The following is a 16601-nucleotide window of genomic DNA, read 5'->3' as shown; positions in this document are numbered from 1 at the left end:
CGGAGTCACGGCGGCGTTTTGCTAACCCCCAGAGAAACTTAGCCTAATCCCACCAACCGGCGGATACCGGCAGGCGAGATACCTTCCGCGCGCAACTCGCCCAACCCGGTCGCGCGCGTCGATTTCGACAGCTTCCGGCCTGCTTCGTCGTGAATCAGGGCGTGGTGGCGATAGACGGGGTGCGGCAGGCCGAGCAGGACCTGGAGCAGGCGGTGGACCGAGGTGGCGTGAAACAGGTCCTGGCCGCGCACCACCTCGCTGACGCCCTGAAGCGCGTCGTCGACGACCACGGACAGATGGTAGCTGGTCGGCGTCTCCTTCCGGGCCAGGATGACGTCGCCCCAGGCCTCGGGCCGCGCCGGGACGAGGCCGTGCTCGCCATCGGGCCCTTCGCCCAGCTCGTCCCAGGTCAGGCCACCGACGCGCCGGCAGGCGGCCGCCATGTCGAGCCGCAGCGCGTAAGGCACGCCGGTGTCGATCAGGCGCGCACGCTCATCCGCGGCCAGCGCCTTCGCATCGCCGGGATAAAGCGGCGCACCATCGGGATCGCGCGGCCACAGCCCGTCGGCCTCGCGCGCGGCCACCAACTTTGCGATCTCGGCGCGGCTTTCGAAAGCGGGATAGACGAGGCCGAGCGCGGAGAGTTTTTCCAGCGCGGCGCGATAATCGGCCAGATGCTCTGACTGCCGCCGCACCGGCGTCTCCCAGACAATCCCGAGCCAGGCGAGGTCCTCGTCAATCGCCGTCTCATACTCCGGCCGGCAGCGGGTCGCATCGATATCCTCGATCCGCAGCAACAGCCGCCCGCCGGCCTCGCGCGCGCGATCGAAGTTCAGCAGCGCGGAGTAGGCGTGGCCAAGATGGAGAAGGCCGTTCGGGCTGGGGGCAAATCGGAAAACGGGTGGCATCAGTCGAGCCGGAACGGAAGGGTGGTGCCGCTCTCCCGTTCGAGGCGTTCCACCACGCCGCGGTAAAATTGCTCTGCCCGAAGGATCATCTCTTGCGATGCGCCTGCCGCACCTGCCTCAAACACCCCGCGCGCAAGCTCGAATTCCGAATCGATGAAGCTGGCCACCGCGAGCGGCAGGGGTGCCGAGCCGAGTTCGTGCGTAATCGCCTTCCGCTCCATGAGACCCGCGACTTCCGCTCTCAGTTCGCCCGGCGGATCACACTCCTCCATGAGGGTCGGAAAATTCATCGGCGCAACGGCTTCAGCGGGACGCATGCGCAGCCATCGCAAGGCGGCGGCGGGCCGAAGTGCATAGAAGATCTTCTTTTGCGGAACGCTCGTTCCGTCGCCGAAATAGACCCGCCGCTGACGCTCGCCGAGATGAAGATAGTGGCGGCAAACGGCTTCCCGGCTCGCCGCCTCTCTGGCAAACGCCAGAAACGCGTCACGAAACCAGGCCTCCCCCCGATAGACGACCGGCGAGCACAGCCACTCCACAATGACCGCATTGCCCTTCAACAGGAGCTGGAGCGCCTTGCGCAAATCCCATCCATTGGCATCGAGATCGCCCTCGAACGGGAGTTCAATGACATCGCGACTTGCCCACGGCGTGATGTGATCGACCGCCCGGCGCACATAGACAAAGCGGCAGTCATAGTCGCTGTCGGGAGAGGCAAAACCCCAGGCCCGGCTTCCGCTTTCGATGGCCAGTGGCAGGAAGACGCGATGCTCAGCGACGACACGGTCCAGCATGGCATCGATCAGGGCGACTTTCTCGCCGTCCATCTCCACAGGAATATGTCTCAAAGTCATCCGGCGCTTCCGAGATCACGATAGTATGGTCTTAATCTCCTCGTCCCGAGCCGTCCACAGGACGCGAAATCCGCATTGCCGCGAGCCGGTGTCATCATGACCATCCACCTCGAAACCCAATCCGATCTCGAAGAGGCCGTCCACGCGCTGATCAAGCGCGATCCGCGGCTCAAGCCGGTGCTCGAAATCGCGGGCATGCCGGCGTTGCGGCGGCGCGAACCGGGCTTTACCGGGCTCGCGCACATCGTCTGCGGGCAGCAGCTCTCGACCGCGAGCGCCGCGGCGATCTGGGGGCGGCTGTCGGCGGCGTTCGATCCGTTCGACCATGATGCGGTGCGCCGCGCCCGCACCGACCGGCTGGGGCGGCTCGGCCTCTCAGCCGCCAAGATCAAGACGCTGAAACATCTTGCGCGCGAGATCAGCTCGCAGCGGCTGAACCTCGACGTGCTCGCCGAAGAAGACGCCGAGGCCGCGCACCACACGTTGATCGCGTTGCCCGGCATCGGGCCGTGGACGGCCGATGTCTATCTGCTGTTCTGCCTCGGCCATGGCGATGCCTGGCCGGCCGGCGACATCGCCGTGCAGGAGGGAATCAAGGTTGGCTTGGGGCTCCAGGCGCGGCCGACGGAAAAGCAGATGGCGCCGTTGGCAGAGCCATGGCGGCCGCTGCGCGGCGCGGCCGCGCATCTGTGGTGGAGCTATTATCGCGTGATCAAGAAGCGCGAGGGCGTGCTCACGGGGTCAAACTAGCCGCGCAACCGCTCACGATCGGCACGGGCGCATTCCGCCACGAAGTCGACCACGGCACGCACCGCGGGCAGCTCGACCAGGTCGGGATGAGCGAGCAGCCAGAGATCGGCGATGCTGACGAGTTTTTGCGGCGCGACGCGCACCAGGTCCGGGTAGCTCTCCGCCACGAAGCAGGACAGCGCGGAGATTCCGATTCCTGCCCGCACCGCCGCCAGCATGTCGCCCTGCGACGAGCAGCGCATCACCATGGTGCCCTGACGCGTGATCGTATCGCTCCAGCGCGCCAGCTGCGCGTTGGAATCCTGGTCGGCAAATCCGATGACGCTGTGCCCCTTCCACTCGCCGCTCCGTTCCGGCAAGGAGCGGCCGGCGGCATAATCCCGCGCGGCATAGAAGCCGGTGCCGAGACGGCCGACCTTGCGGCCGACCAGATTTTCTTCGCCGCTGTCGACCGGGCGCAGCACGACGTCGGCCTCGCGGCGCCGCACGCTGGCCGGGAACGGGTGGGTAATGATCTCGAGCCGGATGTGATCATGCGCGCCCAGGAAGGACCGCAGCCGCGGCATCAGCCAGTGCGAGGCCAGCGTCGCTCCGATCGACAGCTTGACCGTGCCGCGCGCCTTGCGCCCGCCGGCGCCAACGGCGGCCTCGGCGCGGAGTGCTGCGACCGCCATCGCCTCCGCATGTTCGCGGAGCGTACGCCCATCGGCGGTGAGCACGAATCCATCCGCGGCGCGCGCCAGCAGTTTTGTGCCGAGCTGCGCCTCCAGCGCCGCGATCTTGCGGCTGATGGTCGGATGACTGGCGTGCAGCCGTCGCGCAGCGGCAGTGAAGCTGCCGGTGTCGGCGACCGCGACGAAGGTCTTGCAGAGATCCCAGTCCACCCCCGGCTCCGTTCAAACTTGAAGATACGCATGTTCAATATTGAACGATCCCCTGTCCGCCGTCCAACCCTATAGTGGGGTCAAAGCGCTGGGCGGCGGACACCCCCGCCGGCGCGACAATCGACATGGAAGCGCTCACAATCGGCCGGCAGGCCGTTGACGCGCGTTGTCAGGAGGATCGGATGGCACTACCCGCCCTGCTCAAGAACAATCTGGAGCTGCCCGTCGTCGGCTCGCCCCTCTTCATCGTCTCCGGGCCAGAGCTGGTGATCGCCCAGTGCAAGGCCGGAATCGTCGGCTCGTTTCCCGCGCTCAATGCCCGCCCGGTCGAGAAGCTCGACGAGTGGCTGAGCCGCATCGAGGACGAGCTCGGCGAACACAAGTCGCGCAATCCCGGCAAGAAGGTCGCGCCCTACGCCGTCAACCAGATCTGCCATGCTTCCAACGACCGGTTGATGAAGGACATGGAGACCTGTGTGAAGCACAAGGCGCCCATCATCATCACTTCGCTGCGACCGCCGGCGGAGCTTGTCGAGGCCGCACATTCCTATGGCGGGCTGGTGTTCCACGACGTCATCAACGTCAAGCACGCGCGCAAGGCCGCCGAGCAGGGCGTCGACGGCCTGATCCTGGTCTGCGCCGGCGCTGGCGGACATGCCGGCACGCTGTCGCCTTTCGCGCTGGTGCGCGAGGTCAAGCAATGGTTCGACGGCGCGATCCTGCTGTCGGGCGCGATCAGCGACGGTTTTGGCATCGCCTCCGCGCTGACGCTGGGCGCCGACCTCGCCTATATGGGCACGCGCTTCATCGCGACGCGGGAAGCCAATGCCGACGAGGCCTACAAGTCCGCGCTGACGCAGCACGCCGCGCACGACATCGTCTACACCAACCTGTTCACCGGCGTGCACGGCAATTATCTCGGACCCTCGATCGCCGCGGCCGGGCTCGATCCGGACAATCTCCCGGTCGCCGACAAGTCAAAGATGAACTTCGGCTCCGGCGGCAACTCGAAATCCAAGGCGTGGCGTGACATCTGGGGATCGGGCCAAGGCATCGGCCAGATCACCGACGCGCCGCCGGTCGCCGACCTCGTCGACCGGATGAAGGCGGAATTCGATCAGGCCCGGCAGGATTTCCTGCTGCGCGCCAGCGCCTGACGGCCTGATCCGACAAGAAAACTGGACTGACAAGAACAACGGGAGGACATCATGAAGCTGGCAGCCGCACTGATCGGCATGTCGTTGCTGACGCTCGGCGCGGGGAGCGCCCTTGCCGAAGGCAGCGACGAGATCCGCATCGGGCAGACCCTGCCCTATAGCGGTCCGGCCTCCGGCTTCGGCGCGATCGGACGGACGCAGGAGGCGTTCTTCGAGAAGGTCAATGCCGAAGGCGGCATCAACGGGCGCAAGGTCAAGTTCATCACGCTTGATGACGCCTACTCGCCGCCGAAGACGGTCGAGCAGACCCGCAAGCTGGTGGAGCAGGACGAGGTGCTGATGATGTTCGGCTCGCTCGGCACCGCGACCAACAGCGCCGTGCAACGCTACCTCAACGCCAAAAAGGTGCCGCAGCTGTTCGTGCTCTCGGGCGCGACGAAATGGGCCGATCCGCAGAAGAACCCGTGGACGATGCCGGGCATGGCGGCCTACGAATCCGAGGGTGTCGTCTATGCCAAGTACATCCTGAAGTCCAAGCCCGACGCCAAGATCGCAATCCTGTCCCAGAACGACGATTTCGGCCGCGACTATGTCGCCGGCTTCAAGCGCACGCTTGGCGCCAAGGCCGCCAGCATGATCATCGCGGAGGCGAGCTACGAGACCAGCGCGCCGACGATCAGCTCGCAGCTCTCGACGCTGAAGGCGTCAGGCGCGAACGTCCTGTTCGGCGTGGTGCTCGGCAAATTCACCTCGCAGATGGTCAAGGGCGTGGCCGAGATCGGCTGGAAGCCCGAGCTGTTCTTCGTGCCGACCTCGGCGTCGTCGATCTCGTTCCTCGAGCCGGCCGGCCTCGACAACGCGGTCGGCCTGATCTCGTCGAGCAACCAGAAGGACACGATGGACCGGCAATGGGCCGACGATCCCGGCGTGAAGGAGTACTTCGCCTTCATGAAGCAATACATGCCGACCGCGGACCTCTCCAACTCCAACTACGCGGCCGGCTACCACTACGCGACGCTGCTGATGACGGTGCTGAGGGCCTGCAAGGACGATTTCAGCCGCGACAACATCATGCGCCAGGCGGCCTCACTGAAAGAGGTGAAGCTGCCGCTGCTGCTGCCGGGCATGTCGGTTACGACCGGTCCCGACGACTATCTGCCGTTCCAGCAACTTCAGCTCCGGCGCTTCAACGGCAAGAGCTGGGTAGGGTTTGGCGACGTGCTGGATGATCGCTAGACTCAAGCCAAGTGAGGACACGCCATGATCATCAGCGGCGAATACCGGATCGGCTATGACGAGATCCAGGCCCGCATCCGGCGGGCGGCGAGCGGGCTTCGCGGGCTAGGCCTGGCCGAGGGCGCCCCAGTCGCCATGATGCTGCGCAACGATTTTGCGTTGTTCGAGGTGGTTGCGGCCTCCGCCGCGCTGGGCAGTCCGGTGGTGCCGATCAACTGGCATCTCAAGGCCGAGGAAGTCCGCTACATCCTGACCGACAGCGGCGCAAAAATCCTGGTCTGCCATGCCGATCTGCTGCCGCAGATCAGTTCCGGCCTGCCGTCGGATGTCCGCCTTCTCGTCGTCGCGACGCCGCCCGAGCTCGCAGCGACCTTCGCGATTCCCGCTGATCTGACCGAGGTCTCGGCGGAGCTGACCGATTGGGACCGCTGGCGCGACGGCTATCCGGAAACGCAGGAGCCGCCGCGCCGGGCCGCGGCGATGATCTACACGTCGGGGACCACGGGCATGCCGAAGGGCGTGCGGCGCATGCCGATGCAGCCCGAGCAGGCAGCGGCCTCCGAACGCGTCGGCGCGATCGCCTATGGCATCAAGCCGCGGGACAACCAAATCGTGCTGATCAACGGCCCGATGTATCACTCGGCGCCACATTCCTACGGCATGCTGGCGTTCCGCAGCGGTTGCACCATCATCCTCCAGGCGCGGTTCGACGCGGAGGAGCTGCTGGCGCTGATCGAGCGCCACCGCGTCACCCACATTCACATGGTGCCGACCATGTTCGTCCGGCTGCTGCGGCTGCCCGACGCCGTGAGACAGCGCTATGACCTCTCGTCACTGCGTTTCGTCGTGCATGGCGCCGCACCCTGCCCGCCCGAGATCAAGCGCGACATGATCGCGTGGTGGGGACCGGTCATCAACGAATATTTCGGCTCGACCGAGACCGGCATTCCGGTGTGGCACTCGGCCGAGGAGGCGCTGAAGAAGCCGGGCACGGTCGGCCGCGCCATCGAAGGCGGGATCGTCACAGTCTTCCGCGACGACGGCAGCCTCTGCGGTGCCAACGAGATCGGCGAAATCTACATGCGCCAGACGGCCGTGCCCGATTTCGACTATCACGGCAAGGCGCAGGCCCGCGCCGAAGCAGGCCGCGACGGCCTCGTCAGCGTCGGCGACGTCGGCTATCTCGACGGAGACGGCTATCTGTTCCTGTGCGACCGCAAGCGCGACATGGTGATCTCGGGCGGCGTCAACATCTATCCTGCCGAGATCGAGAACGTGCTGATCGCGATGCCCGGCGTGCGCGATTGCGCGGTGTTCGGCATCCCCGACGCGGAATATGGCGAGCGGCTGTGCGCCTGCATCGAGCCGGACACAGGCGCGCAGCTCTCCGCCGCCGCGGTGCAGGCTTGGCTGCGCGAGCGGCTGGCCAACTTCAAGGTGCCGAAAGAGGTTCAGTTTCTGGACGCGCTGCCCCGCGAGGCGACCGGAAAGATCTTCAAGCGCAAGCTGCGCGATCCTTACTGGGCGAACCACAGCTAGCGGGCAGCGAACGAACAGCGTTTAAAACTATGTTGAGGTTGCAAACGGGGCGCCCATCGTCGATGAGATGCCGGCGCGGAGCAGAGCCGGGATTGACATCATGACAGCCACCGACTTCATCGTTGCACGGGACGATCTCGAAACCTGTAAGTCGATCGCGACCGGGCTGCCTGCGACAGATGCGCTGCCGCAGGATGCGCTGCTGGTGAAAATCGACCGCTTCGCGCTGACCGCCAACAACATCACCTATGCGGTGATGGGCGACGAGCTGAAATACTGGCAGCTCTTTCCTGCACCGAGCGGCTTCGGCAACATTCCGGTGTGGGGCTTTGGCGAGGTGATCGCCTCGAAGCATCCGAACATCCCGGTCGGCGAGCGGCTGTTCGGCTATTTCCCGATGGCAACGCATCTCGTGATCGAGGCCACCGACGTCAGCAAGCGGGGCTTGCGCGATGGCGCAGCGCACCGCCAGGGCGTGGCGCCGGTCTACAATGCCTATGCGCGCGTCGGCGGCGACCCCGCTTATGCGGGCAGGCAAGGCGACTACCAGGCGCTGCTGCGGCCGCTGTTCATGCCGTCATTCCTGGTCGACGACTTCCTTGCCGAGAACGACGACTTTGGCGCACGCACGATTTTGCTCTCGAGCGCCTCGAGCAAAACCGCGTTCGGGCTCGCGCATCAGCTGCACACGCGCGGGCGCAAAGTGATCGGCCTGACCTCATCAGGCAATACCGGCTTCGTCACCTCGCTCGGATGTTACGACGAGGTCGTCACCTATGACCGCGTGACGTCGCTGCCATCGGATGCGCCCGTTGCCTTCGTTGACATGGCCGGCAACAGCGCACTCCGCGCCGGACTACACCGCCACTTTGGTGACCAGATGAAATGCTCGGTGCGCGTCGGTTTGACGCATCGCGCGACCGATGCCGACGAAGGCGAGCTGCCCGGTGCAAAGCCGCGCTGGTTCTTCGCGCCCGACCAGATCCGCAAGCGCGCCAAGGAGTGGGGCCCTGGCGGCATCGAGCAGCGTTTTGGCGCAGCGTGGTCCGGCTTCGCGCCGATGCTGGAGAAGTGCCTGAGCGTGATCGAGGGTCGCGGCCCCGAGGCGGTGCGGCAGGTCTATCTCGACACGCTGAAGGGCCGTATTCCGCCTGAGCAGGGCCACATGCTCTCTCTGCTCGGGTAAAGCGCTTTTGACGACTGCCGAACCGGTATAGCGTCGACCTCAAGAGGAAACGCCGCGAAGACGGCCACGAGGTCGCACATGCTGGATCGTACAAAAGATATTTCCGCCGCCGCGCAAGCCTGGCTCGGCGGGTTCGAGCGCACGCTGGGTCAGCCTGATCCGGCGGAGCTCGGCCATCTCTTCCTCGCCGACAGCTTTTGGCGCGATGTGCTGGCGCTGAGCTGGAACCTGCAAACGCTTGCCGGGCGGGATACGATTGCGGGGGAGCTCACAACGCGCGCACCCAAGGCGGCAGCCACCAGCTTCAAGATCGCATCTAACCGCGCGGCCCCGCGCTGGGTAACGCGCGCCGGCACCAACAATATCGAAGCCATCTTCAATTTCGAGACCGGGCGCGGCCGCGGCAGCGGTATCGTCCGGCTGGTGCCCGATCCCGCCGACGGCGATCGGCTGAAGGCGTGGACGCTGCTCACCGCACTCGACGAGCTCAAAGGGTTCGAAGAACAACTCGGCATTTCGCGACCGCGCGGCCAGGCCTATTCGCGCGATTTTCGCGGACCGAACTGGCTCGATCTGCGCAACGCTTCGCGCGATTACGCCGATCGTGACCCGACCGTGCTGGTGGTCGGCGGCGGCCAGGCCGGGCTCGCGATCGCAGCGCGGCTGAAGCAGTTGCAGATCGACACGCTGATCGTCGATCGCGAGACGCGGATCGGCGACAATTGGCGCAAGCGCTATCACGCCCTGACCTTGCACAACCAGGTGCAGGTCAATCACATGCCCTACATGCCGTTCCCGCCGAACTGGCCGACCTATATCCCCAAGGACAAGCTCGCCAACTGGTTCGAAGCCTATGTCGACGCGCTGGAGCTGAACTTCTGGACCAGCACCGAGTTCGAGGGCGGCTCTTACGACGAGGCAAAAGGCAGCTGGACGGTGACGCTGCGGCGCGCCGACGGCAGCAAGCACACCATGCATCCTCGCCACGTGATCATGGCGACCGGCGTCAGCGGCATCGCCAATATTCCGCACATTCCGACCCTCGACAATTTCAAGGGCGCGCTGCTGCATTCCAGCCGCTACGAGGACGGCGAGAACTGGGCCGGCAAGCGCGCGATCGTCATCGGCACCGGCAATAGCGGCCACGACATTGCGCAGGACCTTTGCTCCAGCGGCGCAGCGGTGACGCTGGTGCAGCGCTCACCGACGCTGGTCACCAATATCGAGCCGTCGGCGCAACTTGCGTACGCGACCTACAACGAGGGCACGCTCGAAGACAATGATCTGATCGCCACCTCGATGCCGACGCCGCTCGCCAAGAAAACCCATGTGATGCTGACCGAGCAATCAAAGGAGCTCGACAAGGAGCTGCTGGACGGCCTCGCCCGCCTCGGTTTCAAGCTCGACTTCGGCGAGGACGGCACCGGCTGGCAGTTCAAATACCTCACCCGTGGCGGCGGCTATTATTTCAACGTCGGCTGCTCCAACCTCATTGTCGAGGGCGCGATCAAACTCAGTCAGTTCTCCGATATCGAAGGCTTCACGGCCGACGGCGCGCGGATGAAGGACGGCTCGACCATTCCCGCCGACCTGATCGTGCTCTCGACCGGCTACAAGCCGCAGGAATATCTGGTGCGAAAGCTGTTCGGCGATGGCGTGGCCGATCGCGTCGGCCCGGTCTGGGGCTTTGGTGACGGGCTCGAACTGCGCAACATGTATGCGCGCACGGGGCAGCCCGGCCTGTGGTTCATCGCCGGCAGCCTGGCGCAGTGCCGGATCAACTCGAAATATCTTGCACTCCAGATCAAGGCGATCGAGGAAGGGATATTGGGGCGAGCCCCGGAATGACGAGAGGAGAAAAACCAATGCCAGCCATCCTCGGCACCGGCGAGCACCGCTACCGCGTCGTCGAAAATTTCGCAAAGCTGCCGGACGGCTGGACGCTGACCGACGTTGCATCCGTCGCCGTCGACAGCAAGGATCGCGTCTACGTCTTCAACCGCGGCGCCCATCCGATGGTGGTGCTCGACCGCGAAGGCAATTTCCTGCGCAGCTTCGGCGAAGGCCTGTTCTCCCGCGCCCATGGCCTGCACATCGACGCCGACGACAATCTCTATTGCACTGACGACGGCGACCACACCGTGCGCAAATGCACCACCGACGGCAAGGTGCTGCTGACGATCGGGATCCCGCAAAAGCCGGCGCCGTTCATGAGCGGCGAGCCGTTCCACCGATGCACCCACACCGCGCTGTCGCCGAAGGGCGAGATCTACGTCTCCGACGGCTATGGCAATGCGCGCGTGCACAAATACACGCCGGACGGCAAGCTGATCAAAAGCTGGGGCGAGCCGGGCACCGATCCCGGCCAGTTCAACATCGTGCACAATATCGCTACCGATGCCGACGGCTGGGTCTATGTCGCCGACCGCGAGAACCATCGCGTTCAGGTGTTCAACGGCGAGGGCAAGTACGAGACGCAGTGGAACAATCTGCACCGGCCCTGCGCGCTGTGCTGCTGCGGTGGGACCAAGAACCCGACCTTCGTGATCGGCGAGCTTGGCCCGGGCCTCGATATCAACCGCAATGTGCCCAATCTCGGCCCGCGGCTGTCGATCGTCGATGCGCAAGGCAAACGCATTGCACGGCTCGGCGGCGAAGAAGGTCCGGGCGTTGCCAGCGGCAAATTCCTGGCGCCGCATGGCATCGCACTGGATTCGAAGGGCGACATCTATGTCGGCGAGGTCGGCGTCACCAACTGGACGACGAGCTTTCCGAACGAGGAGATGCCGGCGGTCGTGCGCGCAACGCGGTGCCTGCAGAAGCTGGAACGGGTGCGGGAGTGAGGCACTGCGACCCCATCGGGACGTTTCAGGCCTGAGCCCCTCCCCAATCGCGGCTTTTTGAGCGCTTGCCACCCCGCCGCCGCATTGCTTGCACCCGAATAAGTCGCTCAACGGGCTTCACAATCCCGTCACGCTGCATGTAGTATGTCAATACATGCTGCTTCGCAGCGTACATGGAGGCCAGGAGCGTTACTTGAACGCACATGTCTCGCAAGGCAGTTGGCCGGTGCTGGTCCTGAACGCGGACTTCCGGCCGCTGAGTTACTACCCACTGTCTTTGTGGTCGTGGCAGGACGCGATCAAGGCGGTGTTTCTCGATCGCGTCAACATCGTCGCGCATTACGATCAGGCGGTTCACAGCCCCACGCTGCAAATGCAGCTGCCGAGCGTCGTTTCGCTCAAATCCTTCGTCAAGCCGACAACGCATCCGGCCTTCACCCGGTTCAACGTCTTCCTGCGCGATCGTTTCGCCTGCCAATATTGCGGCTCGCCCGAAGACCTCACCTTCGATCACATCATCCCGCGCAGCAAAGGCGGCCAGACCACCTGGGAGAACGTGGTCGCGGCATGCTCGCCGTGTAATCTGCGCAAGGGCAATCTCACCCCGGTGCAGGCAAAAATGTTTCCACGCCAGCACGCGTTCGCGCCGACCGTGCACCAGCTCCACCGCAACGGCCGCCTGTTCCCGCCGAACTATCTGCACGATAGCTGGCTGGATTATCTGTACTGGGATACGGAGCTGGATCCGTAGGGGCTGGTCTCACACCCCAATCGCATTCCTCGCCACCACGTCGCGATAGAACGCCGCGCTCAGCTTCGGCACCCTCGCCTGGGTCTCGAAGTCGACCCGGTAGAGCCCGAAGCGCTTGCCGTAGCCAAAGATCCATTCAAAGTTGTCCATCAGGCTCCAGAGGAAATAGCCGCGGATCGGCACGCCCTCGGCGACCACCCGCTGCATCTGGGTGAGATAGTTGCGCAGGAACATGATGCGGTCGAGATCGTATACCTGGCCGTCGGAGGCGATCTTGTCCTCGGACGAGGTGCCGTTCTCGCTGATGTAGATGTTCTCGATGTTCCATATCTTTGCCGCAAGGCGCGGCGCCCAGTAGATCACTTCAGGACCGACGCGGAGCCATTCCGAATTCATATGCGGGAACGAGGTCGGGAACGGCAGCACATGGAAGCCGGGCGCGCGGTCGGACGCGGTGACATAGAACTGCGGCGCGTAGATGTTGAGGCCGACGAAATCGTTCGGTGTGCCGATGATCTTCAATTCCTCGGCCGTGAACTTGGGCGCGTCGGCGCCGGCATAGGCGAGGAAGCCGTCGGTGTATTTGCCCTCCAGCACCACGCCGAGGAAGCCGGCATTGAGCTCGCGCGTCGCGATCTCGGCGGCCCGGATGTTCTCTGGTGTCGCGATCGCGGGCACGCAGGCAGCGATATTCTCGGCCGCACCGACGCGGGTGCCCGCGCGCCCGGAGGCGCGGACCGCCTGCACCGCCAACCCGTGCGCCAGCGCAACGTGATGGCGGGCCTGGTTGAGCTGGGCCGCCGGCAGCTTGAGGCCGGGCGCATCGATGCCCCAGCCATAGCCAAAGTTCACGAAACGCCCGACCTCGTTCACGGTGAAGATATTTTTGACGCGATCGGTCAGGTGCACGGCGACATATGACGCGTAGTCGGCAAAGGCTTTCGACGTATCACTCGATGACCATCCGCCGACGCGGTCCTGGAGCGCCTGCGGCAGGTCCCAGTGATAGAGCGTCGCATAGGGCTCGATGCCGTTCGCGAGCAGCTCGTCGACAAGGCGGTTGTAGAAGTCGAGCCCTTTCGGATTGGGCTGGCCCGTTCCTTCGGGGAACACCCGCGGCCATGCGATCGAGAAACGGTAGGCCTTGACGCCGAGCGCCTTGATCAGCGCGACATCTTCCTTGTAGCGATGATAGTGCTCGTTGGCGCGATCGCCGGTGGAGCCATCCTCGATTTTGCCGGGCGTGTGGCTAAAGATGTCCCAGATCGACTCGCCGCGGCCGTCCTCGTTGACGGCACCTTCGATCTGGTAGGATGAGGTCGCCGTACCCCACAGAAAATCCTTCGGGAAGGGCGCGCCTCGTTCGACCGATGCGGGCGTCTCATTTTCCGCTGCCCTGACGCCCGCCGCTGCGCCCAGCGCGGTAAGGCCCGCGAGTTTTGCAAAATCGCGCCGCGAGACTTTTGCGAACATCCCTATCTCCGCGCCTGCTCCATATCGATCTGATAGGCGGAAATCCGATCGATCTCGAACGCGACGCTCGGTGGCGATTCCGCATCCACAGGACTGACGCCGGGAAAGAATTTCGATCCGATCGCAAGATTCACGATCATGTACATGGGATCATCGAAGCCAATGGGAACCCTGATATCGGACACCGGCTCGCGGTCGATGAAATAGACCAGGCGATCGTCCTCCCACAGCACACCGTAATTGTGGAAGGCGTTCGAGGCATCGCCGACCGCGAAGTCGAAGCCGCAGGACTGTATCTTCTGGGTCGACGGAATCCGCCAATGCGTGGTCATCACGAGATCGCCGGGCCGCTCGCCGCGGCCTTCCAGCACATCGACCTCCGGCGGCCAGCCGCCATCATCCGCCAGCATCCAGAACGCCGGCCACACCGCATGGCCGACCGGCACCTTGGCACGGATTTCGAAATAGCCGTGCTTCTGCGCGAACGTGCCCTGCGTCGTCAGGATTCCCGAGATGTAATCGTTGTTGAACAGCAGCGGCTTCAATTCCGGGGGCGTTCGGCTGGCGACGATCGAGAGCACGCCGTCCTTGACCCTGAAGGGATCGAGTCCGAGCGGCGCCCCGGCACGTCCAGCGTAGCGCGGATCGACATAGATCTGCTGCTCGCCGTTAGCACTGGTCTTGCGCTTGAAGTCGGAGCCGTCGCCGCCCCAATAGCGCGCCTCCGGCCACGCCGCGCCGCCGGCATAGTGCGGCACCCAGCGTCCGTGCGACAGCGGATGCTCGTCGAAATCATCGTTGAAAGTCCGGCGCAACGGCAGGAACACGAGCGAGGCGGGATTGACGCTCTCCAGCCTCCGGCACGCGATCGTGGAAGGATCGGTGGTGACTTGCAGCGACAGGCCGCGCGGCGCGTCATGAAGCTCGTCCTGCGCGACAACAAGCGCCGGCACGGCAGACAGGCCGATCGCAACCAGAGCGCCCTTCGTCCAACGCTCGATCATCACCGCACATCGAACATGCTGGGAAACTCACCGAGGTTAGCTCGCCTCCCCCCGAACGGGCAAGCGAGCCCACCCGACGCCCGCGGGCGATTTCGAAAAGACGTCTCTTACGTCGAGCGGCCGAAAATCGAGTCATCCCGGCGCAAGACCGGCGACGAACCGGGCCAGATCCCCGCGCCCCCATTCCGCCAGGGAGGCGCCGCCGCCGAAAGTCTTCCGGATTCGTTACCGTCCCTTAAGCCTCCGATGGCAGTTTGGCAGGGATCTGCGGACCTGCCCGCCCGGCCCCAATCCGTCAGGTTCGAGGTCGCCGCCCCCATGCTCGCCGAAACACTGGAACAGGTTCAGTTCTCGCCGTCGAAGCGGACGACCTATGTACGTTTCGTGCTGGTAACGCTGGCGGCGATGGTGGCGTTCAAGACGTTCTGGTTCGCCCGCTGGGGCGGCTGGGCGGATCGCGACCTCGCCGATTTCGACGCCTTCCACATCGTCGCGCAGCGCGTCTGGCGCGGCGACCTCGACCAAGTCTATCACTTCGAGGCGCTGCTGAAGATGCAGATGGAGGCAGCCGGAGGCATGACCCGATTCATGCCCTGGACCTATCCGCCACAATACGGTCTCCTGCTCGCGCCGTTCGCGTTCCTGCCGGTCGGCGTCGGCTATCTCCTGTTCACCACCGCAACACTCGCGCTCTATCTCGTAACCCTGCGCGCGATCTCGGGCGTGAATTTCGCGCAAGTGCTGGTGGTCCTGCTTCCGGCGCTCGCGATCAACATCGGATGCGGGCAGAATGGCTTTCTCACCGGCGCGCTGATCGCACTCGTCTGCCTCAACGTCGAACGGCGGCAGCTATTGGCCGGCCTCGCACTTGGCGCCATGGTGATCAAGCCGCATCTTGCGATTGCCGCCGGCGTCTGTCTGCTCGTGACACGGCGCTGGATTGCGCTCGGAACGGCTGCGGCCGTCGTATTGGCGAGCTCCCTGCTTTGCACACTCCTGTTCGGCTGGCAGATCTGGTTCGCATGGTTAGGGGCAATCAGAGTATCGGCGAGCTATCTCGATCAGGGTTTTTATCCGCTCTTCCGCATGATCTCGACCTATGCGGCACTGTACAAGGCCGGCTTTCCCGCAAGCGCCGCCTTTTGGGGACAGACGGCCGTTGCGGGGCTGGCCTTGTTCGCTGTCGTTCTCGGAACGATGCGCGGCGCTTCGTCCAAATTCGCTCTCGGCGTCACCGTGATGGTATCGGTGATGATCAGTCCCTACGCTTATGACTATGACCTGCCGATACTCGGGATCGGTCTCGCTTTGGTCCTGCCCGATCTTCCCAAGATGGCGAGCCCTCGCGAGCGCAACGTCATTTACGGGCTGATCCTGCTCGCGGGAGCCTATGGTCTGCTGCAGTCGGCGCTGCTTGCGGCGCAGTTCGGGCAGAAGGCCGATCTCGATCAACATTTCGCACCAGCCCTCGGCGGCTTCGCACTGATGGCATTGCTGGCTCTCCTGCTGACACTGCTGTGGCGCCGGACGCAGCCTGCGCCTGCCTTGCCGCAAGCTGCACCACAGCGTCTCTAGACCCGCTGCAACGCCAGCGTCACGCCGAGGCAGAGAGAGACGATCGTCCTGTCGCGCCGCGCCGAATCCATGAGCCGCGCTTAGCAGCGGGCGCGACGCGCTCCACCTCGCCTCGCACATGCGGCCATCGCGGATGATGGAACCGGAAACGCTGGCGCTCGTTCAGATGAGGGCGCTGGCGGCAGCGGTGCCGCAGCGCAACCAAGGGGAGACGCGCCATGCCCACAGCCGAGACGGATCACGTCTACAAGATCCTCGAACTCGTCGGCTCGTCCGACACGTCGATCGAGGATGCGATCAAGAGCGCCGTCAGCCGCGCCGCCAAAACCATTCGCGACATGAAGTGGTTCGAGGTGGTGCAGACCCGCGGCCACATCGAAAACGGCACCGTACGCCACTACCAGGTGACGCTGCGGGTGGGCTTCACACTGGAGGGGTGAG

Annotated in this window: 15 protein-coding genes; 10 read left to right on the top strand and 5 right to left on the bottom strand. The window is 64.5% G+C overall.

Going from position 1 to position 16601, the window contains the following annotated elements; all coding sequences use genetic code 11:
• Positions 1-38: 38 nt before the first annotated feature.
• Positions 39-908 (bottom strand): tRNA glutamyl-Q(34) synthetase GluQRS, encoded by an 870-nt coding sequence (gene gluQRS, locus BMW89_RS31015; RefSeq protein WP_177196446.1) that lies wholly within the window; start codon positions 906-908, stop codon positions 39-41.
• Positions 908-1762: a nucleotidyltransferase domain-containing protein gene (locus BMW89_RS31010; RefSeq protein ID WP_092033286.1), complete on the bottom strand. Its 855-nt coding sequence runs from the start codon at positions 1760-1762 to the stop codon at positions 908-910. Before BMW89_RS31010 ends, gluQRS begins: the two co-directional genes overlap by 1 nt.
• Before the next feature lie 96 nt (positions 1763-1858).
• Here BMW89_RS31010 and BMW89_RS31005 point away from each other — a divergent pair, with 96 nt between their 5' ends.
• Positions 1859-2512: a DNA-3-methyladenine glycosylase family protein gene (locus BMW89_RS31005; protein ID WP_092033281.1), complete on the top strand. Its 654-nt coding sequence runs from the start codon at positions 1859-1861 to the stop codon at positions 2510-2512.
• Here BMW89_RS31005 and BMW89_RS31000 read toward each other — a convergent pair.
• Positions 2509-3396 carry a LysR family transcriptional regulator gene (locus tag BMW89_RS31000; protein WP_092033277.1) on the bottom strand — a complete coding sequence of 296 codons (888 nt, stop codon included), beginning with the start codon at positions 3394-3396 and terminating at the stop codon, positions 2509-2511. The two genes, BMW89_RS31005 and BMW89_RS31000, sit on opposite strands and share 4 nt — an antisense overlap.
• A gap of 182 nt (positions 3397-3578) precedes the next feature.
• On the opposite strand from BMW89_RS31000, the gene BMW89_RS30995 reads away from it, so the two are divergent.
• The 7 genes from BMW89_RS30995 (at position 3579) to BMW89_RS30965 (ending at position 12108) form a co-directional block, all read left to right on the top strand.
• Entirely contained in the window at positions 3579-4553 is a 975-nt protein-coding gene (locus BMW89_RS30995) for an NAD(P)H-dependent flavin oxidoreductase (protein ID WP_092033741.1), read from the top strand.
• Between the two features lie 51 nt (positions 4554-4604).
• Entirely contained in the window at positions 4605-5789 is a 1185-nt protein-coding gene (locus tag BMW89_RS30990) for an ABC transporter substrate-binding protein (RefSeq protein ID WP_092033272.1), read from the top strand.
• 24 nt (positions 5790-5813) lie between these two features.
• The gene (locus BMW89_RS30985) at positions 5814-7328 is read left to right on the top strand and encodes an acyl-CoA synthetase (RefSeq protein WP_092033267.1); all 1515 of its coding nucleotides are present in this window, start codon (positions 5814-5816) and stop codon (positions 7326-7328) included.
• Positions 7329-7428: 100 nt separating this feature from the next.
• Positions 7429-8514 (top strand): DUF2855 family protein, encoded by a 1086-nt coding sequence (locus tag BMW89_RS30980; RefSeq protein WP_092033263.1) that lies wholly within the window; start codon positions 7429-7431, stop codon positions 8512-8514.
• A 78-nt stretch (positions 8515-8592) separates the two neighbouring features.
• Positions 8593-10362: a flavin-containing monooxygenase gene (locus tag BMW89_RS30975; RefSeq protein WP_143062861.1), complete on the top strand. Its 1770-nt coding sequence runs from the start codon at positions 8593-8595 to the stop codon at positions 10360-10362.
• A gap of 17 nt (positions 10363-10379) precedes the next feature.
• Complete coding sequence (locus tag BMW89_RS30970; RefSeq protein ID WP_092033259.1) at positions 10380-11357, top strand: peptidyl-alpha-hydroxyglycine alpha-amidating lyase family protein; 978 nt, start codon at positions 10380-10382, stop codon at positions 11355-11357.
• 193 nt (positions 11358-11550) lie between these two features.
• Positions 11551-12108, top strand: coding sequence for an HNH endonuclease (locus BMW89_RS30965; protein WP_018316280.1), 558 nt, complete (start codon positions 11551-11553; stop codon positions 12106-12108).
• A 9-nt stretch (positions 12109-12117) separates the two neighbouring features.
• Here the strand turns inward: BMW89_RS30965 and BMW89_RS30960 are convergent, their stop codons facing one another.
• Together BMW89_RS30960 and BMW89_RS30955 are read right to left on the bottom strand one after the other, a co-directional pair.
• Positions 12118-13581: a GH1 family beta-glucosidase gene (locus tag BMW89_RS30960; RefSeq protein ID WP_092033255.1), complete on the bottom strand. Its 1464-nt coding sequence runs from the start codon at positions 13579-13581 to the stop codon at positions 12118-12120.
• Between the two features lie 2 nt (positions 13582-13583).
• Positions 13584-14585: a glycoside hydrolase family 16 protein gene (locus BMW89_RS30955; RefSeq protein WP_092033251.1), complete on the bottom strand. Its 1002-nt coding sequence runs from the start codon at positions 14583-14585 to the stop codon at positions 13584-13586.
• 318 nt (positions 14586-14903) lie between these two features.
• On the opposite strand from BMW89_RS30955, the gene BMW89_RS30950 reads away from it, so the two are divergent.
• Positions 14904-16160, top strand: coding sequence for a glycosyltransferase family 87 protein (locus BMW89_RS30950; protein ID WP_092033248.1), 1257 nt, complete (start codon positions 14904-14906; stop codon positions 16158-16160).
• 218 nt (positions 16161-16378) lie between these two features.
• On the top strand, positions 16379-16600 hold the full coding sequence (locus tag BMW89_RS30945; RefSeq protein WP_092033244.1) for a dodecin: 222 nt from the start codon (positions 16379-16381) through the stop codon (positions 16598-16600).
• The last annotated feature ends 1 nt before the right edge of the window (position 16601 follow it).

The organism is Bradyrhizobium sp. OK095 (assembly GCF_900109945.1).
Taxonomy (GTDB): domain Bacteria; phylum Pseudomonadota; class Alphaproteobacteria; order Rhizobiales; family Xanthobacteraceae; genus Bradyrhizobium.
This window is presented reverse-complemented; position numbering and strand designations above follow the sequence as displayed.